This is a genomic window from Ktedonobacter sp. SOSP1-85 (genome assembly GCF_016587415.1).
Classification (GTDB): domain Bacteria; phylum Chloroflexota; class Ktedonobacteria; order Ktedonobacterales; family Ktedonobacteraceae; genus Ktedonobacter.
On record NZ_BNJI01000003.1, the window covers coordinates 51,842 to 76,241 of the forward strand.

Annotated in this window: 22 protein-coding genes and 4 pseudogenes; 15 read left to right on the forward strand and 11 right to left on the reverse strand. The window is 54.1% G+C overall.

Going from position 1 to position 24,400, the window contains the following annotated elements; translation table 11 throughout:
- Nucleotides 1-58: 58 nt before the first annotated feature.
- Nucleotides 59-682, reverse strand: a complete 624-nt coding sequence (locus KTE_RS38185; RefSeq protein WP_201391212.1) for an integrase core domain-containing protein — start codon at nt 680-682, stop codon at nt 59-61.
- Between KTE_RS38185 and KTE_RS38190 the strand changes: the two genes are divergently transcribed.
- Both KTE_RS38190 and KTE_RS38195 read left to right on the forward strand, forming a co-directional pair.
- Nucleotides 674-1,339 carry a hypothetical protein gene (locus KTE_RS38190; RefSeq protein ID WP_201391214.1) on the forward strand — a complete coding sequence of 222 codons (666 nt, stop codon included), beginning with the start codon at nt 674-676 and terminating at the stop codon, nt 1,337-1,339. The two genes, KTE_RS38185 and KTE_RS38190, sit on opposite strands and share 9 nt — an antisense overlap.
- A 648-nt stretch (nt 1,340-1,987) precedes the next feature.
- Nucleotides 1,988-2,215, forward strand: coding sequence for a hypothetical protein (locus tag KTE_RS38195; RefSeq protein WP_201391215.1), 228 nt, complete (start codon nt 1,988-1,990; stop codon nt 2,213-2,215).
- 171 nt (nt 2,216-2,386) lie between these two features.
- Here the strand turns inward: KTE_RS38195 and KTE_RS38200 are convergent, their stop codons facing one another.
- The gene (locus KTE_RS38200) at nt 2,387-2,794 is read right to left on the reverse strand and encodes an Hsp20/alpha crystallin family protein (RefSeq protein WP_201391217.1); all 408 of its coding nucleotides are present in this window, start codon (nt 2,792-2,794) and stop codon (nt 2,387-2,389) included.
- Between KTE_RS38200 and KTE_RS38205 the strand changes: the two genes are divergently transcribed.
- From KTE_RS38205 to KTE_RS50170, 4 genes and pseudogenes are all read left to right on the forward strand, one after another.
- Entirely contained in the window at nt 2,793-3,503 is a 711-nt protein-coding gene (locus tag KTE_RS38205) for an IS6 family transposase (RefSeq protein ID WP_201391219.1), read from the forward strand. The two genes, KTE_RS38200 and KTE_RS38205, sit on opposite strands and share 2 nt — an antisense overlap.
- 51 nt (nt 3,504-3,554) lie before the next feature.
- Nucleotides 3,555-3,737: pseudogene (locus KTE_RS38210) on the forward strand (isoaspartyl peptidase/L-asparaginase); the annotation flags it as partial.
- 78 nt (nt 3,738-3,815) lie between these two features.
- A pseudogene (locus KTE_RS38215) lies at nt 3,816-3,920 on the forward strand (IS6 family transposase); the annotation flags it as partial.
- A gap of 110 nt (nt 3,921-4,030) precedes the next feature.
- Nucleotides 4,031-4,333, forward strand: a pseudogene (locus KTE_RS50170) (SIS domain-containing protein); the annotation flags it as partial.
- Nucleotides 4,334-4,460: 127 nt separating this feature from the next.
- Here KTE_RS50170 and KTE_RS38225 read toward each other — a convergent pair.
- Together KTE_RS38225 and KTE_RS38230 are read right to left on the reverse strand one after the other, a co-directional pair.
- Nucleotides 4,461-6,038, reverse strand: coding sequence for an IS1182 family transposase (locus KTE_RS38225; protein WP_201391221.1), 1,578 nt, complete (start codon nt 6,036-6,038; stop codon nt 4,461-4,463).
- Between the two features lie 57 nt (nt 6,039-6,095).
- A complete protein-coding gene (locus KTE_RS38230; RefSeq protein ID WP_201391223.1) occupies nt 6,096-6,653 on the reverse strand; it encodes a GNAT family N-acetyltransferase in 558 nt (185 codons plus the stop codon).
- Nucleotides 6,654-6,997: 344 nt separating this feature from the next.
- Here KTE_RS38230 and KTE_RS38235 point away from each other — a divergent pair, with 344 nt between their 5' ends.
- The 3 genes from KTE_RS38235 to KTE_RS38245 all read left to right on the forward strand — a co-directional run bounded on the left by KTE_RS38235 (nt 6,998) and on the right by KTE_RS38245 (nt 11,009).
- Nucleotides 6,998-8,230, forward strand: coding sequence for an RNA polymerase sigma factor (locus KTE_RS38235; protein ID WP_201391225.1), 1,233 nt, complete (start codon nt 6,998-7,000; stop codon nt 8,228-8,230).
- A gap of 101 nt (nt 8,231-8,331) precedes the next feature.
- Nucleotides 8,332-9,618, forward strand: a complete 1,287-nt coding sequence (locus KTE_RS38240; protein ID WP_201391227.1) for an MFS transporter — start codon at nt 8,332-8,334, stop codon at nt 9,616-9,618.
- 92 nt (nt 9,619-9,710) lie between these two features.
- Complete coding sequence (locus tag KTE_RS38245; RefSeq protein ID WP_201391229.1) at nt 9,711-11,009, forward strand: transposase; 1,299 nt, start codon at nt 9,711-9,713, stop codon at nt 11,007-11,009.
- A 155-nt stretch (nt 11,010-11,164) separates the two neighbouring features.
- On the opposite strand, the gene KTE_RS38250 is transcribed toward KTE_RS38245, so the two are convergent.
- Together KTE_RS38250 and KTE_RS48325 are read right to left on the reverse strand one after the other, a co-directional pair.
- Entirely contained in the window at nt 11,165-11,944 is a 780-nt protein-coding gene (locus KTE_RS38250) for an SDR family oxidoreductase (RefSeq protein WP_201391232.1), read from the reverse strand.
- Nucleotides 11,945-12,246: 302 nt separating this feature from the next.
- The gene (locus KTE_RS48325) at nt 12,247-13,995 is read right to left on the reverse strand and encodes a hypothetical protein (protein ID WP_236600905.1); all 1,749 of its coding nucleotides are present in this window, start codon (nt 13,993-13,995) and stop codon (nt 12,247-12,249) included.
- 296 nt (nt 13,996-14,291) lie between these two features.
- Here KTE_RS48325 and KTE_RS38260 point away from each other — a divergent pair, with 296 nt between their 5' ends.
- The gene (locus tag KTE_RS38260; RefSeq protein ID WP_201391234.1) at nt 14,292-15,110 is read left to right on the forward strand and encodes an IS6 family transposase; all 819 of its coding nucleotides are present in this window, start codon (nt 14,292-14,294) and stop codon (nt 15,108-15,110) included.
- Between the two features lie 381 nt (nt 15,111-15,491).
- On the opposite strand, the gene KTE_RS38265 is transcribed toward KTE_RS38260, so the two are convergent.
- Together KTE_RS38265 and KTE_RS38270 are read right to left on the reverse strand one after the other, a co-directional pair.
- Complete coding sequence (locus KTE_RS38265; RefSeq protein ID WP_201391236.1) at nt 15,492-15,653, reverse strand: hypothetical protein; 162 nt, start codon at nt 15,651-15,653, stop codon at nt 15,492-15,494.
- Between the two features lie 114 nt (nt 15,654-15,767).
- Nucleotides 15,768-16,488 (reverse strand): annotated as a pseudogene (locus KTE_RS38270) (IS6 family transposase).
- Nucleotides 16,489-16,781: 293 nt separating this feature from the next.
- Here KTE_RS38270 and KTE_RS38275 point away from each other — a divergent pair.
- Complete coding sequence (locus tag KTE_RS38275) at nt 16,782-17,072, forward strand: GYD domain-containing protein (RefSeq protein WP_201391238.1); 291 nt, start codon at nt 16,782-16,784, stop codon at nt 17,070-17,072.
- A 483-nt stretch (nt 17,073-17,555) separates the two neighbouring features.
- Nucleotides 17,556-18,281, forward strand: coding sequence for an IS6 family transposase (locus tag KTE_RS38280; protein WP_201391240.1), 726 nt, complete (start codon nt 17,556-17,558; stop codon nt 18,279-18,281).
- Nucleotides 18,282-18,483: 202 nt separating this feature from the next.
- Here KTE_RS38280 and KTE_RS38285 read toward each other — a convergent pair whose 3' ends face one another.
- Nucleotides 18,484-19,380 (reverse strand): transglutaminase domain-containing protein, encoded by an 897-nt coding sequence (locus KTE_RS38285; protein ID WP_201391243.1) that lies wholly within the window; start codon nt 19,378-19,380, stop codon nt 18,484-18,486.
- Between the two features lie 341 nt (nt 19,381-19,721).
- Nucleotides 19,722-20,372, reverse strand: a complete 651-nt coding sequence (locus tag KTE_RS38290; RefSeq protein ID WP_201391245.1) for an ankyrin repeat domain-containing protein — start codon at nt 20,370-20,372, stop codon at nt 19,722-19,724.
- A gap of 63 nt (nt 20,373-20,435) precedes the next feature.
- Here KTE_RS38290 and KTE_RS38295 point away from each other — a divergent pair, with 63 nt between their 5' ends.
- The 3 genes from KTE_RS38295 (at nt 20,436) to KTE_RS38305 (ending at nt 22,234) form a co-directional block, all read left to right on the forward strand.
- Entirely contained in the window at nt 20,436-20,897 is a 462-nt protein-coding gene (locus KTE_RS38295; RefSeq protein ID WP_201391247.1) for a MarR family winged helix-turn-helix transcriptional regulator, read from the forward strand.
- Between the two features lie 194 nt (nt 20,898-21,091).
- Complete coding sequence (locus tag KTE_RS38300; protein WP_201391249.1) at nt 21,092-21,787, forward strand: RNA polymerase sigma factor; 696 nt, start codon at nt 21,092-21,094, stop codon at nt 21,785-21,787.
- A gap of 63 nt (nt 21,788-21,850) precedes the next feature.
- On the forward strand, nt 21,851-22,234 hold the full coding sequence (locus KTE_RS38305) for a glycosyltransferase (RefSeq protein WP_255553085.1): 384 nt from the start codon (nt 21,851-21,853) through the stop codon (nt 22,232-22,234).
- On the opposite strand, the gene KTE_RS38310 is transcribed toward KTE_RS38305, so the two are convergent.
- Complete coding sequence (locus KTE_RS38310; RefSeq protein ID WP_201391253.1) at nt 22,208-24,271, reverse strand: heavy metal translocating P-type ATPase; 2,064 nt, start codon at nt 24,269-24,271, stop codon at nt 22,208-22,210. The genes KTE_RS38305 and KTE_RS38310 overlap by 27 nt on opposite strands.
- Between the last annotated feature and the right edge of the window lie 129 nt (nt 24,272-24,400).

Genomic DNA, 24,400 nt, shown 5'->3' on the forward strand with positions numbered 1-24,400 from the left:
TCAGCTTCACTGAGCCGCCTCTGCCATTTCGCGGAGCTCCTACTCGCTTCAAGGGCCCTCAATATGTTGAGCATGATACCGGCGGCAAGGGAGGACAGAGGACTTCCCCCGCTGTCCATCGTCGGTTCGTTCTCCCTGCCGCCATCGCTGGAGTCCGTTGCCGATAGCCTTGTGCCAGACGTTTGCCACCTCGCTCGCGGGGCTGAACAAGGGCCACCCGCAGCGATGCATGGGGACGCACAAAGTGATAATACGCTCGCCACCACTCCAGATGAGCTAACAGGTGTGGAGACTGCTGGGCGGTGGCCCAGGTACGGCGAGCCAGAGCTGCCACCCCGTGTCGGACGGTCAAATTCACCCGCTCAATGAAAGCTGTATTCAGTCGTCCAGAGAAGCCCAATCCCTGTAAAGCGACGGCGAGAGCGTCCTCTGTTCCAAGACGCATCACGTGCGTGACCCGGACCAGCTTGCGTCGCCGGTAGCTTTTTTTCGCCTGGCCATAGATCAGGCTTGGTTCCACCTGCCACCGGCGCACGTTGCGTCCTCGCCGACCCACCTCAAGCCACCGTCCAAAATGAGCCGTCAGCGCATAGAAGTAGAGATTGAGTCCATCACTGGTAAAAAGCGGGAGACAGTCGGGAGCCAGGATCTGCCTCAAGGAGTGGATGAGCCGATGGGCCATGTGTTACGTTCGAGGACCGAGCTCCAGCACAGGCAGAATCTTGGTGCAAGGATCGATGGCCAGCCACAGCCAGAGCACCTGTGTAGCACGGCGGAGCCTCGTTCGAATTTCGTCCAACTGCAGATGCGGGATGTGCAGGTTGCGGAAGCAGCGCTCATGGAAGAGCTCAGCGTGCCTGCCTGCGCGAGTGAGCCACCTCGTGATGGTGGCCTGACGGTAACCGAAGACCCGCTCGGCGGCGGAAAGATCCAGTCCTTCGGCCAGGGCAGACAGTACCATGGCGATCTGGTGAGATGGTGTTTTCAGACGGTACAGGGCAGTGTTGCACCTGGCAGTGAACGTGGTGCGGCAAGCCTGGCACCGGAACGTCTGGATCCGCTCGGCATGCCCATGCTTGCCATCCCCGACCAGCGCGTGAATGTGAGCATCGGTAATCCCGCAATACTCGCACTGCTGATTGGGACAAGCGAAGCCCTTGGTGTTCACCCGCTTGGGTGCTCCCCGCCGGCTTTTCACCTCAGACCAGAGACGCACCGGAGCAGGCGCTGGCCCTGCACCCGACGAGGCAGGGGAGGCGAGACGGCAGGCGGGGCAATCGTCTGGGCAGCGGGGCTTGAGCAGATGGTGGAGCTTCGTGTGCTTAGCCTCTCCATGTGAGGAGGACGGCCTAAGAGGGAACCAGCAAAGACGCCACAGCAGCCCCAACGAGAGGAAGAGGCCGACCACGACCAGGAATATGTACACATGAACGGATATAACGATCCTCGCTACTTAAAATGGGGAGCAGGGAGAGTTCCTTGAGAAGCAGCATAAGGCGAGTCTCCCATCCTGTCAAGCGAATGGGAGAGAAGTCCAAATTGTCCACCACCGTGAATCGCTGTACCGTAGGCGGCATTTCGGCAGGCATCACAAGGCATTCCAAGGCATTACCAGGCATTTTAGACGGCATCACAAGGCATCACCAGGCGTTTGAGGGCATTTCAGCAGGCGTTACAAGGCGTTAGCAGGCATGAAGTGGCGTTCAAGCAGGCTGGAGCGGGCAGTAGGAACGTGTTGAGGATGTGTCGGGGACGGGTTAGGGATGGGTGTCAGGCAGACCCCCCTGACACCGCGCGCTCGGCCCGGTCCTCTCGTAGCTCAGGCGCAACACACTGTCAGGTCCACCCATCGCACGCTCTCCCCCTGAAGCAAGCGGCTTCATCGCTCATTCCCGAACACATCTATGCTAGAGCCTTGCCTCACGCTCCATTGGATGCTCTTCCCCTACGTACACGTTGTGTAAACTATCTGTGAAGGATGGAAACATTGGAAAGCTTTTACGAAGAGGAGAAGAAAATAGTCCATCGTCATCCCACGCTCTACAAGATACTAGGCCTGGTCTTTCTCGGGATCACCGTGGTCCTCATCAGCATCGATGTGGTTCTGGACTGGCCCGCATCAACACGCGCGGCCGTGTTCATCCTCAGCTTGTTCCCCTTGCTGCTCGCGCTCGTCTATTTTCTTCTGGCCACGCACGAGAAACGCGGCTTCTAACGACGATCACTTCCCTTTGGGCGCAAATCCTTTGCACCCATGTAGTGCGAACGCTCCTGAGAAGGAGGGCAAGAGAGGAAATTGCTGTCGTCTTACTAAAAAAGAAAAAGCGTTCAGAGCTACATGGTCGACTCTGAGCGCTTTTCTCGTACACGACATCTCTACCAAACATCACTGTTCAAACAAAATTCCTGCTCCGTTGTTGGCAACGTTGACTTTGATCGTGCGGGTGCGAGCATCCTCCGCCTTCGATAGGAGCAGGGTCAGGAGGCCATCCTTGTAGCTCGCCTCTGCACGCTCAGTATTGATCGGCGCGGCGTACACCTGCGTCTGCGGGTTCTTCCGGTCAATGATCGCTGCCGGATCCACCAACCCCAGATACCGCGCATGTTTGGAGGCTTGCAACAACATCTCCCAGGCCTCGTTGGTATTCGTATATGGCTTGCCGTACGCATCCCAGGAAAGTGGTACGGATGCGATCTCTTGCCCCATATTCGCGTTTGGTGTATTTTTGGTTGTGTTGCAAGAAAGTAACTGATCTGTTAAAGTCGGGAGAAAAGTGGAAAAGGAACGCATCATGGCAGAGCAGCACCCGTTCAAATGGCGTCATTTTCAATCCGACATTATTCTCTTGTGCGTCAGGTGGTATTTGCGGTATTCGCTCAGCTACCGCGATCTCGAAGAAATGATGCTGGAGCGTGGTTTGCACGTCGATCACACCACGATTTACCGCTGGGTCCAGCGGTATGCGCCTTCGCTTGAACGGCGTTGCCGTCCTCATGTGAAGCCCACAACCGACTCCTGGCGCGTTGACGAGACTTACATCAAGGTCAAAAAAGAGTGGGTGTACTTGTACCGGGCCGTTGATTCTCAGGGCCAAACCCTCGATTTCTTCTTCAGTCCGACAAGGGACGCACAAGCCGCCAGACAGTTCTTGCTCAAAACCCTCGCAGCGTCTCATACGAGCACGCCACGAGTCATCAATGTGGACAAAAACGCAGCCTATCCCAAAGCGTTTGCAGAACTCAAAGCGGAGGGATACCTCCCTGAAAACTGCGCATTACGGCAAGTCAAATACCTCAACAATCTTGTCGAGCAGGATCACCGCTTCCTCAAACGGTTGACGAAGCTAGGCATGGGCTTTTTCTCCTTCGAGACAGCCCGACGAACATTACAGGGGTACGAGGTGATGAACATGCTACGCAAAGGACAACTGCGAGGCGTGGCAAAAGGGGATGTGAGAGGGCAGGTGGCATTGGTTACCAAATTGTTCGGAGTGGTTGCTTAAACTGAACAAGGAGAGTTGCTCCATAACCTCATCTTGTCTTCTTGAAATTTCTTGCAACACAACCTCTCTCTGTGTGAGCTAAAAGACCTGCTCACCGAGGACCAGCACGAACGCTGGAAAGCGGCACGTAAGGCGCTCGACGAGGGCAAGCTCCAGGAAGGAGAGAAGCATGGCACGGTCGGCGCGGTTGCCATCGACAGCCAGGGGCACTTAGCCGCCGCCACCTCAACTGGTGGCATCTTCAACGGTTGTGTTGCAAAAAAGGAAGCTGACCTGCTAGAGTGGAGGGAAAAAGCGAAAGAGGTCTCCTTTATGCGTATCCAAAGTCAAAATCCCTTCAAGTGGCGTCACTTCCAGTCTGAGATCATTTCGCTCTGTGTTCGCTGGTATGTGCGCTATTCGCTGAGCTATCGAGACCATGAGAATGGCAGTATTGAAGGAAAAATATGAACGAACATCACGATCAACCTGTTTCGCTACAAGCGTGCTGGCTACAACTCCTCCACATGTAGGAAGAACTTCTCACAACACAGACCGAAGCCATTCAGCAAGCGGCGCAGGTCTGTGCCGAATGCATTGAATATGGAGGCGTCATTCACACCTTTGGATCAGGGCACTCACGCGCCTTCGCTGCCGAACTGGTCCATCGTGCTGGTGGTCTCGCGCCGATTAATCGCATCGATTTTGAAGATCTCGCACTTTATGGTGACTGGTCATTGAAACGTGTTCGTAGCCTGGAATGTGAGCGTGACCTGGCGGCGGGAGCTGCATTACTTTCCTACCACCAGATCGAACCGCACGATGTCTTTCTCTATCTTTGCACTTTTTAGCTGAGCCGTAGTGCTCGCTGCGCTGAGATTGATGCGGTGACCATAGCCTTTTACGCCAGGAAGGGCACGGGGAGAATCTTCCGCATCGCACGGACCATGGATTTGGCTTAGAGAGCCGGTCGAGTAATCAAGCCGCATCCTGAAGCTCAGCAACGTTCTGCTGAGAACGAGCCAGGATATGCAAATTGTGGACGACCGCACAGCGGCGCAGATCGAAGAGATTCTTGCGCACGCCACGATAGCGCGCCTGTCGTCCTTGCCACCGGCCAATATGGGCCAGTGTATGCTCAACCGCCGTCCGTTCACGAAGTTGGGCTCGTCCTTGCGGGGTCTGCTGACGTTGACGCAACTCGATGAGTAAGGCTTCGTCGGGATGGATACTGACGCTGCGTCCTTTCGCACTGGTCGTGCATTGGGCTTTCAAAGGACACTGGGCACAGGTGGCTTTGGGAAAACGAACGATACCACCGGGCACAAAGAGCATTTCTTGTTCAGATGGACAGCGGATGATCTGCCGTTCCCAATCCAGGACAAACGCCTGCTTGGAAAAGCGTTTCCCTTCGCGAACCGGCCAGGCTTTGCAATAGACCTCCAACTCATCGCTGCGCTCGCGAACCAGGCGGCTGCTCAAATAGGCCCGATCGATATGCAGTTCTTTCAATGCCACCTGTTGCCAATCCAGATCTGCACTGATTGCTTCGGTCACACTCGCTTCCGGGACATTGGCAGGGGTAATGCCTACCGCGCGGATGAGACCCGTGTCCAAGTCGTGCAGTACATGCCGCTTGTATCCGTCCACCCGGACACTGCGACTTTTGCGTCCGTGGCGCATCTCGGAGTCTTTCACACTGATGCGCCGATCCTTAGCCACCCCCTTGACGAGGCTCACCTTTCCCTCTTCGCTCATCTGCACATCTTGCTCCTCAACCTGTTTGGCAATCGCCAGAATCGGTTCTGCCACAGCTTTGTCCTCTTGATCGTTCAATCGCTGGACCCAGGCATCGACTGTGCGCAAGACCTGCAAGACCAATATCAGCGCCTCGTCTTTCTGAACCTGTTGATCCCAATCGCGATCCAACGCCGCTTTCAAGCTGCTCCCACAAACCAACTCAGCCCCCGCTTCAGATGCCACTTCAGCCAGCTCCCTCCCCTGCTGGCCTGCCACCACGCGCATGACCTTTTTGAGCGCGTGTCCCACCAGATTACATGTATCTTCAACCCGTCCTGCTCCCCACAGCGGGCTGCTATCCAACGCCGCGCGTAAGGCCCGCGATCCAAACGCTTGGCTTTGGCTGGCAATCTCTATGGTTCGTTCGATAAGCCGTCGATCCATGTGCGCCTCGATCAGCCGCTGACGAAAGGCCACCAGCGTCCCTTTGCTGAACGGCGCTTGCTCAGTATCCAGGCAATCCAGGGCCAGTTGCCAGCGCCGATCCATCATTGTCGCCTCAATAACCTCATCATCGGAAACACCCGTATACGCCTCCAGGATGAGCGCTAGCGCCAGTATCGCTGGGGACACTGGCGGTTGCCCTCGCTCTGCTTTCCGATACAGACCCGCCAACTCTTCCTGGAACGCTTCATCGAGCAGCTCATGCCGGTGCTGGCGTAAAAAGACAAACAATTTTGCCTTCCGAATCCTTTTCACAATCTGCTCTTCTTGCTCTGAGAGCTCTATTGGTGGTTGCCAGGATGATGGTTGCATCTTTTTCCCACCTTTCAGGGACGTTTTTCTTGGCTAGCTATTCAGGTCCATCTCTACTCACGGGCCTGTACGAGCCACAATGGGGAGATTGAAGAAGTCGCCACTCGCCTGGGCGCACTCACTTGAGTCGAAAAGAGTAAGCCCAGATATACGGCCTTCGGCGATGACAAAGTCAGTCACCACTTGAAAGCCCGCTTTGCGGATACCGCTCGCTGACGCTTCATTACCAGGCTCATACCCGATCCAGAAGCGATCGACCAGAGGTTCCTGGCGGATGATCGTTTGGAGCAAATGAGGATAGATGCTACGACCACGCCATTCAGGAAGGGTCAGAAAATCCCACAGATAGCAATTTCTCGAAGGAATCGTAAAAGAAAACTGAAAATGAGGGAAGTTGACTTCTCGCGTCGCCACCCATCCATAGGCAACCGGCACCTCACGTATGAATGCAATATAGAGATGCTTCCCAGTCTGAAAGCGATCGTCGATTTCAGGCTTCGAGAGATTCGCAAGACGTGTGATCAATTGAGTATCCGTCGAGATGCGAGCAGAGAATGTTCGCAGAGGCGAAAGGTCGGGTAAGGGAGTTCCTCGCCACCAAGTTCCAAAAGGCATAGTAAAAGAGTGCCTCCGATTCATGAAGATGCTAAGAGCATACTTGATTCCCCTCACAAAAACAATCCATTGACAAAATCATGGCTACAAGTGGCTCTAGCTTTTTCTGTCAATCTCATCCTTTTCATTTCTTGACCGACGCTTTAGGCAATCATGAAGGACCATGGGCAGTGGAAGGAAGTCCCGATGTGCCCACACAGGAGGAGATTACTCGGCTCCTCCAGAATTCAAAAAATTTCGCAAAAAACGTGTCAGGTTTTTGTGCAGGGATGCGATAAGCCATATGTAGCAGCCTTTCTCTGAGAAGAAAATGCTATATTGTTGAGGAGAAAAGAAGGGACACTATGGTAGCGCAAGAAAAACCTGACATCATTTCGCAATCACCTGATAGCTCTTTTAAGGCGCTTTTGGCAGAGGAACGCGCACGCCTGGTGCGGCTCTGCGCACGCCTGACCGGCAATCCTGGCACGGCCGAAGATCTGGCACAGGAGACGCTGCTGGAGGCGTGGCGTAATCGTCACAAGCTTTTTGAGGAAGATCTCACCAACGCAACGAACCGGGCGAAATGGCTTTCGGCGATTGCGCGCAATGTCTGCTTGCGCTGGGCGCGCAGCTACGGGCGCGATCTCGCTCATCTGACGCAGTATACGCTCTCTGCCGCGAACGAAGGAGAGTCGAACCTGGATCTTGATGAGCTTCCTTCGGATGAGTATAACCTGGAGGTCGAGTTGGAGCGTAGTGAACTCGCGCGCCTGCTCGATCGTGCCCTGGCTCTGCTCCCGCCCACGACTCGCGCGGTGTTGATCGAACGGTACATCCACGAATCCCCACATGCTGAAATAGCTGAGCGCCTTAGATTGAGCGAGGACGCGCTTGTGCAGCGACTCTATCGCGGCAAACTGGCTCTGCGCCGCGTGATGGAAACGGAGTTGCATGCTGAGGCCGCAGCCTATGGCCTGGTTGATCCCCAACGCGCCGGTGAGGAGCCGATTGAACAGGAGACGCGCATCTGGTGTCCCATGTGTAATAAGTGCAGGCTCATCAAATATTATGAGCCTGCTACCAGGCGTGCTGGCTTTACCTGTCCTGGTTGCTGGCACATTGCCGGGCACCCACACACTCAAATCTGGGAGGGATTGCATAGTCCCAGATCTATTCTCAATCGCCAGTTAGTTGCTTTGAGTGCGTTCTACTGGTCGGCGATTAACTCTGGAAAGGCCCGATGTTTGATGTGTGGGCATCTCTGCGAGACGCGCATTCTGACTTCCCTGGATATGCTGCATGCATTCGATTACCAATACGGTGACAACGGTTATCATGGAGTCTTTATCCACTGTAACGCCTGCGAGTTTGAAGATATTAATCTACTGCCTCACCTGACCATTGATTTACCAGAGGCACAGCAGTTCTGGCGCCAGTATGCTCGTGTGTCCTGGCTGCCTGAGCGCGAAATCGACTATGCAGGCCAGCCCGCGCTGCTCAGTGGTTTCCAGAGCGCAGGCGATTCCGCTCGGCTCGATGTGGTCTACCAACGGGATACGCTGAAGATTCTCGGTATCCACGAAACAACCTGTTAGGCAAAGATATTTCCCACATTTTGCACTTCATCGAGGGGCCTATCACTCCAGGCCCCTGGTCCTTGTTGTTTTTTTTGACGACTTAAGGAAGAGGTTTTATCATGCTTGCGACTCTACGTCAACGCAATTTTGTTCTGCTCTGGCTGGGCGGCCTGATCTCACAAACCGGAGATTGGCTGCTCCAGGTTGGCCTGCCAGTCTATGTCTATCTGCTCACCGGATCAGCCCTGGCCACCAGTATTCTCTTTCTTATCTCTTTTGGACCAAATATTCTCCTGGGCTCGGTGGCGGGCGTCTTTGTGGACCGCTGGGACCGCCGTCGCACCATGCTGATCGGCAACCTGCTGATGGCTCTTGGCCTGCTACCCTTGCTGCTCATGCACGATAAAAGCTCACTCTGGATACTCTATCCGGTGCTCTTCTTTGAAGCAGTCGCCTCACAATTTATCATGCCAGCGGAAAGCGCGCTGATTCCCCACCTGGTCAGCGAGGAGCAGCTGGTGACGGCAAATTCGCTGAACTCTGTGGGTTCAAGCGTCTCGCGCCTGGCTGGTGGCGCGCTGGGTGGTATTCTCTTCGGCCTGTTTGGCCTACACACCACCATCTGGCTGGATCTCGTTTCTTTTCTCTTTGTCGTGGTTATGCTCTCGCTGATGAAACTGCCGAAGCAAGCTCACGCAGAGAGCACGGCTGAGCAGCCTGCCATCGAGAAGACGGCATCAAGGTTGCCGAACTGGCGCACGCTGGGCGTTGAATGGCTGGACGGTATACAGTTGATCTTGCGTCAGCCACCCTTGCTCGTACTGTTTGTGATGCTGGCGGCGCAAAGCCTGGGTGAGGGAGTCTTTAGCATTATGCTGGTGATCTTTGTGAAGCTGGTGCTGAACGGAGGATCAGCAGTCTACGGAATATTGCTTGCGGTCCAGGCAATTGGCAGCCTGCTGGGTGGTCTGGTGATGGGGCAGTTTGGCAAACGTGTCACTCCGGCGCGTTTGTTCAGCGTGTGTACCTGTCTCTTTGGCCTGATTGATCTGCTGATTATCGATCTGCCACTGTTTGTGAAGGGAGGTGTGTTGCTGGTCGGGGTGCTTTTTGTTCTAGTGGGCATTCCGAACGCTGGCGCGCAGGTGAGCAAACAAACGCTGTTCCAGATACTTGTTGAGGATCGCCTGCGCGGGCGCGTCTTTGGCGCGATCCAGGCCGTGAGCGCGCTGATGCTGCTTGTCGGTATCATCCTGGCTGGCTGGCTTGGTGATCGCCTTGGTCCCGTGCTGTTGCTCAATATCCAGGGCAGCGTCTACTTTCTCACAGGCGTCCTAGCCCTGCTTACGCTGGGTGGGATGCGGCTAAAGAGGCAAGTGATGTCCAGGGAAAGTGTGAGCGCGTGATGTTTGCACTTTTTGGAAAGGTTGGAGCAGGAAAGGACTCCATGGAGTATCAAACAGGTGAATAGACAGCTTTAAAACCACGGAGGTGCCCGATGCCACAATCTATTATCTGTCTGGATGAAGAAGTGCGCCACTTTGCCGAGCGCTTCCGCGCGGTGTTCTCTAAGCCACAATATCAGTACTTCGTGACCGTACTGCTGGAGCTGATGGAGTGCGAAGGGAAGCGCACACTCTCGGGAGTGCTGAGCAAAGTGGGTGAGCCACCCAGTCTGAGTGGGTTGAGCCGGTTTTTCGCGGAAGCCCCGTGGGTGCAAGAGGCGCTGGTGGTCATCTGGCTGGAGCATTTCCGTGCAGAGATGCAGCCACTGGTGGAAGCAGAACGCGAGCAGCAGCGTCAACACCAGCCCAAGCGCCGAGGCCGTCCAAAACTGCCCCTGGTGACCGGGTATGTGATCGGGGACGATTCGACGATGAGTAAACCGAAAGGGCGCAAGATGCAAGGATTGGGCAAGCACCACTCGACCACCTATGACCAACGCATTGTTGGGCACAGTTTGGTGCAAGGACTCTACGTGCTACTGGATCGCACGTGTCCCTTGGCTCCGCAGTTGTACCGTCAGACCAGGGTATGCGAGGCCGAAGAGGTGCCATTCCAGAGCAAGATCGAGCTGATGGAGACCCTCATTCGCACGTTCGAGCCAGTCGTTGGCACACACACGCATATCTTGCTGGACAGCTGGTATTGCGCCAAATGCTTGTGGCATGCCGCTCGCGAGCGGGACTTTCTCGTCACGACTGGCATGAAAAGCAATCGCTGGCTACGGGTTCCCGATGAGACCGCTGCCCAAGGGTGGCGCTGGCAAAAAGTGAGTGAGTATGCCGCTGGTTTGAGTGAGCAAGACTTTCAACTGGTCTGCTGGCCACGCGGGGGCAAGAAGGTCTACGTTCATGTGGTCAAGACGAGCGTGCGCAAGCTCTATCGCTGTCAGGTTGTTATCGTGCGCCACAGCCTGACGGCCCCGCTCGCTCAAACGCGGTACTGGGCTTCCAGCGACTTGGAGGCGGACGCGGAAGAGCTGCTCGCGCACATCGCCGCGCGCTGGGACATCGAGGTCTTTTTCGGCAATGGCAAGGAAGAACTCGGCTTGGATCACTATCAAGTGATGAGCGCTTCAGCTCTCCTGCGGTTTTGGGCGCTGGCGATGCTGGCCTACGTTTTTCTGGAGGAAGAGCAGCAGCGTTTGCGCCTCTCGTGGCAACGCCCAGTGACAATTGGCGAAGCGCGACGCGAGATCCAGCGTCGTCATCGTCGCAGTTTGCTTGCGTGGCTCCACGACCAGTTCCTTTCCGGCGCTCACCCTGAGACGTTGTTTGAGCTGTTTGCTGCCTAAAGCTGCTCAGCTAAAAAGTGCAAAGATAGAGAGAAAATGTAACACATGCAGACAAAAAGGCTGGAGGAGCACACATCAGCAAAAACACTTGGTGGAAAGAGAGGCAAGGATGCTATCGAATCATCGTTCTCTGGCACCCCTTACGGAAGGCTTCCTTAAAAACCGCCACGTGAATGGATGATTTGTCCAGTAATCCACTCGGCAGCATCACTCGCTAAAAAGGCAATGAGACGCGCTGCATCTTCTGGTTGCCCAATACGGCCAAATGGCGCTTGTGCTATCATCGCTCGTTTCAGTTCTGGATCAGCGCTGATCCACCCTGTATCTGTGGGTCCCGGATCAACAGCATTGACAGTAATTCCTTGCGACGCAACTTCAGCCGCAAGAGTGACAGTGAATGCTTCTATTGCTCCCTTCGTCGCTATATAGGGAATTTTTCCTGGCATGGCTCCTACCCCTTGCCCAGAGGTGAGGTTGATAATGTGACCGCCTGTCGCGAAAGAAAAACGGCGAGCAAATTCGGCGCTCAATAATATTGTTCCTCGCATATTCACGGCATAATAGGTGTCTAATATGTCTGCATTCAGCTGATCAAATGGAACCTTCCTATCATCATGGGCAGCGTTATTCACAAGAATGGAAGGAGTCCCTAAACGCGTTTCCACTTCGTCCATGATGTGGCCTGCTGATTGGGGAAGGCTCAAATCTACCTCCAGGCATTCGCATTGTATACCCTGCTTTCGCAAACTTGAGAGCAGTTCATAGGGCCCCTCTTCTTCTTGCCCATAGAGCGCTTGATCGTGAGCCTGCCAATACGTAAAAAAGACATCTACCTCCATCTCAGCCAAGGCCCGACATACGGCTGCTCCTATTCCCTGACTCCGGCTTGCCCCTGTCACGATGGCTATACGGCGTCGTCCTTGATTCGCATGCATTGAAATTGTATCTCCTTACTCTCATGTGGAATTACACAAACAGATAAGTAAAAATGAATTGTAGAAGCAGAATACGCGAAAAATGCGACTTACCTGTATAGACTACTATTCAAGTGGAAGAGCGTATGTGATATGAGCGAAAGCTTCAGGTCTACTGGAACACAGAGCCGGGATCTCTCAGCCAGAATATGGTGGAATAGGAGATAGAAGTGGGACCGCAGCATTTCTCTGTACGAAGCACACACAACATTTCCACAGAATAGCAGCAACGAACAGACATCACTGAAGAAGTAATCAGGGTTTCAGGCCACGCACTGTTTTTGCATATTTAGAATGGGACGAGGAACATTTTCAGCGGAAAAATGCAGACGGCGACCATCTGGCAAATGCGGACATGCAGCATTCACCCGCTCACAGAGAAGAGTAAGATCACGGTTGTACTGTCGATCATTGAAGGAGCGAAATGCAATCGTCACCGTCTCATCACTCTGGACAATCAATCCTGGAAGGTGGAAAAAGGGGGCGAGTCGTTTCCAAGTCGCTTGAGCAAAGGAAGTTGGGAAATAGTGATCTCGCGTCCACATGACCAGGTTCGTGAGAGCAACCTTAAAGACGGTCATTACCTGATCCTTCCGATTATCCAACTCATACATCGTTCGCTTACTGACCGTTAGATCTTCTAATGCACGTAAGACTTCACGTTGTTCGCGGCAGTACTTCTCACACTTCGCAAACTCCTGATTGCTCGTATGATAGGCTTTCCATTGTCGCTGCTGGTACTTCTCAATCTCAGCATCGGCGAGAGCCTTTTGCTCTTTCATGGTTTTCCGCAGGAGCCAGTGCTCTATTCCCTGCTGCTCTAACTCGATCTGATGATCATTGAGCGCGCGGTAGAGTTCTGTTGCCTGCTCCTTGGTAAGCTTGCAGCGTTTTCGGTACAGCTTGCTCGCATTGTGGGAGCGCTTACGTGCTCCTTCTGCCCACCTCTGGACATTCGCCAGCCGTTTTTCCAGGGCTGTTCGTTTCTTTACCACCTCAGAATTCTCTACAGGCTTTTTGCTGTAGCCATGATTCGTGTCCAATCCTAACGGGAGCAAGAAATCACGGATGATGTTTTCTTGCAACGGCCAGCGCTCTATGTACATTTGAGCCAGTTCCACAGCATCAACGGTTGAAGCGGTTGTCACAATGGGGATAAGTTTCGGAGTGGTGGCTGGCCGAGAGGCTGGTGTAGCCTGCCATCCCTCATCCCACCACCTGCGATCCTCCCAGTTCAAGTCCGCATCCCAGCGCTTAGGATATTCCCGTTCGTCTTCTGTAGGAGGTAGTGGAACCTGATGGCATAAATTGCGGATCAGAGCGACACGAAGCTGGAGAGATTGCCCTTTCTGTTCTGGTAAAGGAAGGGTAATGGATGCAGGTGCCACCTCACGCAGAATCTTTCCCTGTTTTGAGACACGCAGCGGGACAAAGTCTCCAACATCAGTAAATGAGTCGAGTCCAGCATATTGATCGGCTCGCAGGACAGAGATGATGCTTCGCCCTTCACTTCCTAGTAGGGCAAGAAATTCAACTGCCATCCCCTCACGATCTACAACGTTTTGCTGAACAGCACCAGGACCGGTTTCCTGCTCATAACGCTTCACAATAGCTGGCAACCCAAGCGTCAAGTGGTGATCTCCACGATGGGTAGTTGCCAGCAGAGGATGACCACGAGCATCATGCAGCAACACGAGCGCTCGGCATCCCAAGATAGCGCTCAACCGCCCTACTAGCCCACGAGGAATGAGCATATCTGTGTAGACCGGCTTGCGATGCCCGTCCACGTAAAAGCAGGCTGATGGGTTTGTACATGGGCCAGACTGAGTGGAAGGATACCACAGGCCAGTTGTCCATCTCGCCAGCGCATTTGTTAGCATCTCGGCACCATTGGACTCGGCAACTTCTGCGAGGAATCGCTCCGTGTGAAAATAGCCATAGGCACGCGGACGTCCAGTAAGTAAAGCGAGGGCATCGCCCGTGTAGCTGCGCAAGTCCCAGGTCCGATGCAAACCCACAGCCCCAAGAAACAACAAGGTGAGTGAAAGCCGGAAGCGCGAGGAACTGGAAAGGCTGGCTAATCGTGATGGTTTTCGTGAAGCTAAACCAGAGAGAGCTTCTTCTAGTATGGTTAACAAGCCCGTTTGCTGTGCTGAGGCGAGTAAAAGGAGCCCTCCAGCTCCCTCTTGCCAGTGGGCTTCTTGAGATGGGCTGGAGGATGCGTCAGAACTGAGAACACGACCACAAGCAGCGTACCCCGTGGTATGATAGATTGATCGTCACGCATATGTTTCAGGAGGAGTGTCCCATGAACTGCCCGTACTGCCTGTCAACAACCACCAAAGAACAGCACAAGAAAACGACGCTCGGGTATCGGATGTTCCGTTGCTCAGCCTGCCACCACATTTTCAATGAACGCAGCGGCACTCCCTTCAACTATCTGGAATACCCCACAGAGATTGTCCTGCTCGTTGTCCTGTGGCGGCTTCGGTACAAGTTGAGCTTGCGTGATCTTGCTGAAATGTTTTTAGCGCGAGGTTTTGTGTTCACCCATGAGGCGGTTCGCGACTGGGAAGCTCGTTTTGCTCCGTTGTTGGCAGATCAACTTCGTGTGAGGAGATGGGGACAAACGCGAACTTCCTGGTACGTCGACGAAACCTACGTCAAAGTCCATGGGAAGTGGTGTTACCTCTATCGTGCCATCGACCGGGATGGCAATCTCGTTGATTCCATGTTGAGCCAGAAACGGGATATGGATGCCGCCAAACGGTTTTTCAAGCAGGCGCTTGAGACGGTTGGTCATGCGCCAGAACGCGTGACGACCGACGGGCATGACTCCTATCCTCGTGCGATTCGCGAGGTCCTTGGCGGCGAAGTCCTCCATCGCTGCAATCAGTATCTGAACAACCGACTGGAACAGGACCATCGTAGCATCAAACAGCGGTATTATCCCATGCGTGGGTTTGGAAGCTTCACCTCGGCAGCCCGTTTTTGTCGGGCCTTTGATGAGCTACGCCAATTCTTCCGTGTCCGCATGACGATGAAACAGTCTGTGTCTCTCTCACAACAACGCACGATGTTTTGCCAACGTCTCGATACCTTGAAGGCTCTGATGCCAACTGCTTAAACAGAGAGAAATGGAGAGGAGTTGTATCGAACACACGTTGTTCGCTCTTTCCTTCTCAATTCTGACACATCCTTTTGATCTTATACAGGGTCTCGATCCGGCCACACTGATCACAGGGGCTGCGAAAGCGAAGGCCAGGATACCCTGATGTTTGTTCAGTAATTCGACTCATAAAGGCGTTTCTTTCCTTCCGCCCCACTAGGGGCTATAATAGGGCCGTGGAAGTATTTGTGATCCACGATGAGACCGGTCAGCGTCACGTGCGTTCCTACCTCGACTGACCGGTTTTCTTGCGAAGCATTCCTTTCCTATATAGAGGAAGGAGAAACATCGTCGAGAGAAACCAGAACATCCTCCCCTGGCTCCTCTCCCTCAATCGGACTAGTCCTTCGGACGATCAAAGATCGCGCCCAGGACCAGCATGGCGAGAAACGCCACAGCGATCCCGGCATAGACACTGCTCACAACCAGGGTCTCCACCAGGTCATGCGAGGATGGCCAGGTCGAAAAACGCTGCCAGGCCAGGAATCCAAAGATGAGCACAATGGGCGGGCACGTCCACAGGTATTGTCAACTTGACAAAGTAATTGAAGAGTTTTTTAAAAAGATGGGAAAAGAACAGCAAAGAAGTGGAGGATTGGAGGAGGTGGCGTAGTGTTAAGCGGCAGTTTTCCCTCTGGTTACCTCGTTCCAAATGAGAAAGCGATCTTGCATGAGCACACGGTAATCCCTTGCAGTGAGACGGTGCCGTTTCGGCCGAAAGTGATCCAAGATGGGCCCAAAAGCGGAAAGAAAGCGTTGAGCAGAGCCAGGTGATGTGAAGCGCCGCATGGTTCGCTCGCGTTGTCTCGTCGGCTGATGCGAACGTTCTGCTTGCTTGTGTAAGCCTTTGTGTTGACGGGGCTCGACACTACGCATGATTTCCCTCTTGGCAGCGGCGTAGCTGGCCAGCTTGTCGGTGATGATCACTCACGGGACATAGTGCAGCCCTTTGAGCAACTTGCGGAAGAACTGGCTTTCCCGCATGTTTGCTGCGTCGGCTCTGGACCAGGATATCCAGAACATTGCCGTTCTGATCAACAGCTCTCCAAAGGGAGTGCGTCTTGCCGTTGATCGATGCCGGTACCCTTCATCCAGGTGCCACTTGTCTCCCGTTTTTGGGCGACGATGTTTCAGCTCATTGGCGTACGTCTGGCCACGTTTCAAACATCACTGTCTGACGGTTTCGTAGGTCAACACGATCCCACGCTCGGCCATTATCTCTTCGACATCACGGAAACGGAAGCGAGAAGCGGAAGTACAACCAGATGCAATGGCCAATAATCTCAGCCGGGAAGCGGAAGCCTTTGTAGCGGGATGCAGGTGCTTGTGTTTTCATGGCTCTGAGTCTATCAGAAATTGGAGCCACTCAGCAAGTTGACAATACCCGCGAGAAATGTGTCTCCTAAGAAACCTTGGTTGGAGGTCAGTGAGGGAAGAAAAACGTCACGTGTGAAGCGTACCCATTTCCACATTCGTTTGCCAGGTTTAGGTGCTGGCTGATCAGAGACGAAACACGCGAGAATCCAGATGCCCCAAAGGTGTTACGACTGGTGCCATAGGGGCGTGATGCATCATAGGTGGGGTGAACTGGAAGTGTGACAAGCACAGAGAGAAGAAAGGAGCAAGGCTATGCCCACCTACATCGTCCTCACCAAATGGACGGATCAAGGAGTGAAGAACGCCAAGGACGCCGTCCAGCGTATGCACCAATTCCGTTCCGATTTGGAGCGTCGCGGATGCAAGTTAAGCAGCAGCTACTGGACCCAGGGGCAGCATGACACCGTCACGATCGTTGAGGCACCAGATGAGCAGACGGGGATGGCGGCTTTACTCGCCCTCGGGAGCCTTGGCAACGTTCACACTGAGACCCTTCGTGCGTACAACGAGACCGAAATGGAGGCCATTATTCAGAAGATGTGAGGCATGACCGCGCTTCCAGTTTCTCCCCCACATGCTCCTCAGCAAGCTTGACGTGTGCCCGAAATGCGCGTCTAACAGGAGGGCAAATAACGCCTTGAGATGGCCAAAAAAGGGCCTTGTCAGAAAAAGATGGCAAATATACCATGCGTATCGAGTGCCAGACAGGCGGAAGCTGGTAAATGACCCGAAAACTGGATCTGTCCACAGGTTACGTAACGAGATGCACATTCGCTTGTAATGGCTCTCCAGGCCCATTCAACGCCCGCGCCTTTTTCTGGCAAGGAATCAGTAATACCTCTGCCTTATGACGGCAGGAGAGCCACGATGGATGTTCTCAGGGCTTTTTGGTTTACCCGTATTACTGTGATAACCTGCCACACAGGAGTTGCAAGGCCTCGCGGGGCTGGGCACAAAAATGCCGCATCGCGGAGGCGACATTTTTGGGTATTGTCAACTTGCTGAAAAGCTGGCATGCTGAATTTCATGAATACATTAACATCTGCTCCATCCGCTCCCCTTTACAAAGGTTTTCGCTTTCCACCTGAAATTATCAGTCACGGCGTCTGGCTCTCTTTTCGCTTTTCGCTCAGTTTTCGTGATGTGGAAGAGCTTCTGGCGCAACGTGGGATCGTCGTCACCTCCGAAACCGTGCGACCATGGTGCCTCACATGTGGGCAAATGTATGCCAACGAGTTGCGTCGTCGTCGTCCTCGTTGTGGCGACAAGTGGCATATGGATGAAATGGTTCTCACCATTCATAGCAAGAAGCATGACCTCTGGCGAGCAATGGATCAGGACGGCAATGTGCTCGATATCCTTGTGCAAAGCCGACGTAACAAAAAAGCGGCGAAACGCTTCTTCCATAAACTGCTCAAGGGGCTACTCTATGTCCCACGCATGATCATCACCGATAAACTCAAGAGCTATGACGCAGCCAAACGCGAGATCTTGCCAAGCGTGGAACATCGGCAGCACAAAGGACTGAACAATCGAGCAGAGAACTCCCACCAACCCACTCGACTGCGGGAAAAGAAGATGCGGCGCTTCAAATCGTCCAAACACGCCCAACGCTTTCTCTCCGCCTTTGGTCCCATTGCTGGGCATTTCCAGCCGCGACGCCACCGTTTGTGTGCCGGAGAATATCGTACCATTTTCCAGGACCGCTTCCAGCAATGGAATGAGGTGACTGAGGTGAAACTGGCCGCATAATCCCAGAGACATTCCCACCTTCCCCGCACTGCAACGCCCCACTTCGTTCTAGCTCATCAATATATTTTATCCCTGCGAATAAGTTGACAATATCTTCGGGAGGTCAGCGCAGAGTGCAATCCCCCGCCAAATCATCACAGGTGCAAGGTGAGAGGAGAGCGTTCTTGCAAAAGACAAAAACGCCCCTCTTCGTATCCTCACGCTAGAGCGTAAGCAGAACTTCGTGAGACCCCAGTGCTGGACTACTGCTGCACACATGACCATCCAGGCGCACAGAAGCGTTCTGCGTAAAACAGTGCTGTAGTTCCGCGAAGGTTATGTCACTGTTCTCAGTCAGGTCAGCGATGCTATCAAGCAGGTGGGCTTCCTCATTGCTAAATTCTTTCCTCAGCATCATGCTCCACGCGTCCCAGCAAAGCATTTCACCCTTGTTGAGGGCAGCAAGATCCTGCAACACTTTGTCACGTACCAACCACCAGCCACGTATCTCTTGGTTCTCAGGATGAATGCCAAAGGCCTCTGGCTTCACCTCACCGATGCGACAGCACCGCCACGCCACGCCGCCTGTCAAGAAACGCCCATTGGGCATATCCCGCACATCGAAATCAATGCCATTATGCTTGATCAAGAGGGCGTCCATCTGAGGATCAACCATGCGCCAGCGTCCCTCGTGCCAGTATTCCACAACGACGTGATCGATAAAGAAGCCCGGCCAGGGACTGATATAGCTGGCGAAGCCCATACGAACGCGTACGGGAACTCCCTGATAGCGAAGCATTGAGCAGAGCAGCACCGAGAAGTCCCGGCAACACCCTACCAAGCGTTGCTGCGGCTTTCTTGTCTCACTCAAAGGACGCGCATCTAGCTCAAGCATCCGCGCCAACATCAGCTCCACGTAGCGCGTATCTAGCTCGCGTTCGCGCTCTGCCGTTATCTGGCAGCCATACAAATCACCACAGGCATAGTGGACGATCAGACCTTGAACAATCGTGCAGAGGGTTTCAATGTTCTCTGGAAGATCTTTGTAGAAGGCAGCGTATTTCCCAGGTTGGGTAATTGGACTTTGTTTACGGTAAAACGCTAGGATCTCGTCTATCATATTACTAGCCCCCTTTTTTAGCCTTGTAGGAACATCAATACTGTGCTTCATCGCTCGATATGTTTCCCTGCCAAGACTATAGAGGGAGGAACCTGACACTAGGTGTCAGGTTCCTCCTTAGAGTTGCCAATTGAAGAGACAGCTCTAACAAGATGAGGGCGAATGGCTTTTTCCAGCTCAAGAAGGAATGGCTTTATGCTCAAGGGCAAGCATATCTTAGGCCATTCCAGGGCCTTCCAATTCTGAGCACATGGGAGAAACATTCCTTTCTCAGGAAAACCTTCGCGCCTACGCGAGCCGAGGCGGATGCTAGAGGAGAATTGGAAAGCCCCGGCCATGCCTCAGAGCTTTGAGGTCACCTCGGCGTGCCCAGCTTCCCGCGCACAATCTGCGGCTGTACGTCCATCATCCTTAGCCAGCGTGGGATCGGCGCCATGTTGGAGGAGATAGTCTACCAGCGGGGCGTCACCATTCCGGGCGGCTTCCATGAGAGGCGTGAAACCCCTCTCCTGACGGGCATTCACGTTGGCGCCGCGCTCCACAAGGACGCGGGCAACGGCAAAATGCCCGCCGGCTATTGCGCTATGCAATGGAGTGACCTGCTGGCTATTGCGCGCGATAGCATCCACCTGGGCTCCAGCATCCAACAACGTAGATGCCGCAGCGGTGTTGTCGCTAAAAAAGGCCACCAGGTGCAACGCTGTAAAGCCGTCTTGCGAATAGCTGTGGGCTAGCGCCGGTGCATCGTTCAACAGGTAAAGCAGCCTGCTTTGATCTCCCAATGCCGCCGCGTCGTAAATATCGAGCAGTGGATTGGCAGTGAAAAGGGTTGGGAGGAGGTCTGTTTTGCCTGTATAATAGGCCCAGAGCACAGGGGATACTCCTGCCTGTGAGCGGGTATTGACCAACTCGGGCTGCTGTGCGAGAAGGGAGCTGAGCTGTGCGTCATCACCGGCAGCGATAGCCGCAAAAAGATCGTTGAACTGAGGCATGAACATTCCTTTCGCTTAAATGCTTAGCATAGCTAACTAATTTCCACAAGGATAGAGTATCACATGACAGGTCAAGATTCAAGTTCTTCTGCTGGCAATCAGGCGGATATCGCCAACCACCTGCATTCCGTGGCCATTCATCTGCTGCGGCGTGCGCGTCAGGAGGATTTGTCGACTGGATTAGCGCCAGCGCGTCTCTCGGCGCTCTCGGTAATCGGATTTGGCGGTCCATGTACCGTGACCGACCTAGCTGAAGCGGAGCAGGTTGCTGTACCTACTATCAGCCGGATCGTCGCGGCTCTGGTCGCGCAGGGGCTGGTTGAACGTCAGGAAAATGCCCATGACCGTCGCACCATACATCTGGTTGCGACGCCCAAGGGTATGGATGTGCTGCGTGAAGGGCGGCGCAGGCGAACTGCACAACTTGGAACAATGCTTGCTCAGCTTACGACTGTCGAACAGGCAACCATCGCTGAAGCGGTCACATTGATGGAACGCATGCTGCACAGCGCGAGCGAGGAATAGCCAGCTCATATTCTTCCAAATCTGTTTCGTTACTGCATGAGTACCTGAGTCTTGGGAACTCTTACCCTGTGAGCGCCGCAGGCGATGTCTGAGTTGTGCTGGTTGTGCAGAACACACAAGCAGCACAAAATTTTATCCCTCTATTTCAGTAGCGGCCTCCAGAGTTTGGTTCTCCAGGGAGGCGCTATCGCTGCGTGGGGCAGGCTCATTTCCCCCTGGCAACTGGCACGAACACAAAAAAGATCCACTATCACAAAGGAGTGCTCACATTACGTGATGGACATATGGGATATCCCCTTGAGGTGTATACCAATGAAAAGGAGTTGTTAGCGGGGCTACAACGTCAGGAGAAGATGGCCTGCACCTGTCTGGTAAAACACTTTGCCAGACGGCTCTTTCAGCTAGCTCGTCGTTTCGTTGAAAGCGAAGAAGAAGCACACGATGTCTTGCAGGAGAGCTTTATTCAGGCCTGTCGTCACATCTCCACCTTTCAAGCCAAGAGTAGCCTGAGCACCTGGCTCTATCGCATTGTTGTCAACTCTGCACATATGCACCATCGCCGGAAACAGGTTTCTCCCCTGCCTCTCCCCGAAGAACAAGATGATGGATCGACTGCCAGCCTCTTCGCCATGGGAATGGGGGAGGCAGACACGCCAGATGAGCATGTGCTTCGCAACGAATTACGCCTGGCTATTCAAGACGCGGTGGCGGCACTTCCCGACACCTTGCGTGAGGCATTTGTTTTACGACATATCGAAGGATTGAGCACTGCTGCTGCGGCCAAGCGTCTGGGCATCGAGCAGTCCGCGCTCAAAGTGCGCCTCTATCGGGCACGCCAGGAACTGCGGAACATGTTGATTTCCTATACGCGGGACGAAACGGATTCCTAGTGAGGATGCCGCTTCGCCGTACACTTCTTTTGCAACGTGTTTTAGCGAACCGTACGAGAAGGCATTGAGGTCAAAGTCACCAAAGCCTTGATGAAAGGGAAGCCAGTGGTCGTCTATCAAACAGGCGGCATCCCGTTACAAATTCGCGATGGAGAAAATGGGTTTCTCATTGAGATCAGGGATACAGCTCATATTGCCTCTCATCTCTACGAATTACTGACCAACCCAGCCATGTATCGACGTATGAGTCAAGCGACCTCGTGCCTCTACAACAATAGAGACTATCTCACGGTTTCCAATGCCATCTGCTGGCTGTTTTTGGCCCTTTGGTTGTTGGGGGAGGGTGAAATGGCGTGGTACTATCGCGATGCGAAAGCATTGGCCTCTTGCGCGTTCCCGCCTTCGCGAGAAAGTGGGCACTCAGAAGGTGATTCTCCCCACGCGTAAGGCGTTCAGAATCACCAGCACATCAATGCCTTCTTGCAACAATGCTCCTGCCGCCGGGGCAATAAAACCAAAGGCCGCAAACAGCATGGCGATGCCGCTGAGTCCAATACCAACCCAGATCCCTTGCTGCGCTACACGCATGACGCGCCGCCCCAGATGCACTGCCTTGGGGATCCGCAAAATCTCACCCGAAAGCAACACTGTATCGGCAGCCGTGGCCGCCGCAGTCAACCCCTGGGTTCCCAGCGCCATGCCCACCGTCGCAGTCGCCAGCGCAGGGGCGTCATTGATCCCATCGCCGACCATAAGCACACGGTGCCCATGGTGCTCCAGGTCCTTCACGACCTGGACTTTGTGTTCGGGCAGACAACGAGCGATGACGTGATCCACCCGAGCGGTCTTCCCGATCTGCTGAGCCACGACCTCGCTATCGCCCGTCAGGAGAATAGTTTCTTTGATTCCTGTTGCCCGCAACTGGCTGGAGAGCTGGGCCAGTTCCGGACGCGGAACATCTTCAAGCACCAGTAATCCTCTTACCTGCCGATCGACGGCAATAAAACTACAAATTTGTCCTCGTTCTCTGCGCCGTTCTCGGTCAGCCAACAAGGCCTGGGGAACCACAATCTCGAGATAGCGCATAAAGGTGCGATTCCCCACGGCGACCTCTACTATATGCTTGTCAGAGAGCCACGCCACCTGCCGGTCTTCTGGGACAATTGGGACCTGTCCCCGTACCCCTTTCCCAAACACTTCTTCGAAATCGTGAGCACAGCGAAGGGGACAAGAACACTGTTGAGCTGCTTCCATGACGGCCCTCGCCAGGATATGGGTCGAAAGCTGCTCCACCGAGGCAGCCAGACACAGCAGCGGTCCTACCGATCCCTGTCCACAGGCACGCTCCGTGATCTCACACGCGCTCATTTGCAGGGAACCCTCGTGCTCCGCTCGCTCTGCCAGCACGATCCCCGTCACTTTTGGCATCCCCAGGGTGAGCGTCCCCGTCTTGTCAAATACCGCCACGTCCACTTCACCTAATTGCTCAATGGATGCGCCGCTTTTGACAATGATGCCATTACGAGCGGCCAGGTCGATTCCCGACATAATCGCAATGGGGGTAGCTAAGATGAGTGGGCAGGGGGTCGCAACCACCAGCACAGCCAGCGCATAGACTGGGTCTTTTGAAAGGGCCCAGGCCAAGCCAGCCAGAGTCACCGCCACAACGGTCAGGACAATGCTGTAGCGATCGGCAAGACGATGAATGGGCGCTTTTTGTGCCTGCGCTTCCTCAACCAGGCGGACAATCTGTGCGTACTGGCTCTCTGCACTACGTTTGCTCGCACGGATCTGCACCACGCCATCCAGATTCACACTTCCTGAGAGCACCAGCATGCCAACCATTTTGCGCACAGGGACAGGTTCCCCTGTCAGATCGGCTTCACTCATGCTCGAGGAGCCAGAGATGATCACACCATCAACCGGAACCAGCTCGCCCGGTTTAACCACAATCTCCATTCCCACCTCAATCGCTTCCGCTGGGATCGTCACCAGTTCTTCGCCGCGCCAGATATGTGCCGTCCGGGGCGCACGCTCAGCCAATGCCGATAACGAGGATCGAGCTCGCCGAACGGCATAGGCTTCGAGGGCTTCACCTCCTGAAAGCATCAAGACAATCAAGGCGCCCGCAAGATACTGGCCCAGCAGTGCTGATCCCGCAATGGCCAGGATCGCAATGACATCGACGCCGAACTCTTTGCGCCTAAGTAGCTGGAGCGTATTCCACAGCAGTGGAAGAGCGCCTATCACGATCGCTGCCAAGAGGATCCAGTGGGCCTGATCTCCATGCCCACTCAGCCAGGCAACGATACTGCTGGCGAGGAGAAGAAGGGTGATCAGAGGAAGGGGATAGTGACGTACGATGTTTTTCCAGCCAGACAGCGGGTGCCCAGCCCTGGAGAATGTCATGGGAGCGTTTGGAGGAGTACGTTGTGATGATAACGGCTTCGCCATCGTGGGCGAGGGCTCTTTTTGTTTGTGCATACAGCCTCTCCCTTCATGTATAATTGCACGCCATCTCTTACGGAAAATATCATAGCGTGCTCATATCACAGACGCTTTGCAAGAGGTTGAAGCTCTATCACAACTACCACACAGGTGCCAAAACTGTTC

Bases quoted from the DNA above. Each gene is read 5' to 3' on its own strand.
- KTE_RS38260 (WP_201391234.1), top strand. From the start codon at position 14,292: ATGAACTGCCCGTACTGCCTGTCAACAACCACCAAAGAACAGCACAAG.
- KTE_RS38280 (WP_201391240.1), top strand. From the start codon at position 17,556: ATGAATACATTAACATCTGCTCCATCCGCTCCCCTTTACAAAGGTTTT.
- KTE_RS38290 (WP_201391245.1), bottom strand. From the start codon at position 20,372: ATGCCTCAGTTCAACGATCTTTTTGCGGCTATCGCTGCCGGTGATGAC.
- KTE_RS38285 (WP_201391243.1), bottom strand. From the start codon at position 19,380: ATGATAGACGAGATCCTAGCGTTTTACCGTAAACAAAGTCCAATTACC.
- KTE_RS38310 (WP_201391253.1), bottom strand. From the start codon at position 24,271: ATGCACAAACAAAAAGAGCCCTCGCCCACGATGGCGAAGCCGTTATCA.
- KTE_RS38250 (WP_201391232.1), bottom strand. From the start codon at position 11,944: ATGCATGCGAATCAAGGACGACGCCGTATAGCCATCGTGACAGGGGCA.
- KTE_RS38230 (WP_201391223.1), bottom strand. From the start codon at position 6,653: ATGCCTTTTGGAACTTGGTGGCGAGGAACTCCCTTACCCGACCTTTCG.
- KTE_RS38185 (WP_201391212.1), bottom strand. From the start codon at position 682: ATGGCCCATCGGCTCATCCACTCCTTGAGGCAGATCCTGGCTCCCGAC.
- KTE_RS38295 (WP_201391247.1), top strand. From the start codon at position 20,436: ATGACAGGTCAAGATTCAAGTTCTTCTGCTGGCAATCAGGCGGATATC.
- KTE_RS38235 (WP_201391225.1), top strand. From the start codon at position 6,998: ATGGTAGCGCAAGAAAAACCTGACATCATTTCGCAATCACCTGATAGC.
- KTE_RS38275 (WP_201391238.1), top strand. From the start codon at position 16,782: ATGCCCACCTACATCGTCCTCACCAAATGGACGGATCAAGGAGTGAAG.
- KTE_RS38225 (WP_201391221.1), bottom strand. From the start codon at position 6,038: ATGCAACCATCATCCTGGCAACCACCAATAGAGCTCTCAGAGCAAGAA.
- KTE_RS38245 (WP_201391229.1), top strand. From the start codon at position 9,711: ATGCCACAATCTATTATCTGTCTGGATGAAGAAGTGCGCCACTTTGCC.
- KTE_RS38200 (WP_201391217.1), bottom strand. From the start codon at position 2,794: ATGATGCGTTCCTTTTCCACTTTTCTCCCGACTTTAACAGATCAGTTA.
- KTE_RS38190 (WP_201391214.1), top strand. From the start codon at position 674: ATGGGCCATGTGTTACGTTCGAGGACCGAGCTCCAGCACAGGCAGAAT.
- KTE_RS38205 (WP_201391219.1), top strand. From the start codon at position 2,793: ATGGCAGAGCAGCACCCGTTCAAATGGCGTCATTTTCAATCCGACATT.
- KTE_RS38240 (WP_201391227.1), top strand. From the start codon at position 8,332: ATGCTTGCGACTCTACGTCAACGCAATTTTGTTCTGCTCTGGCTGGGC.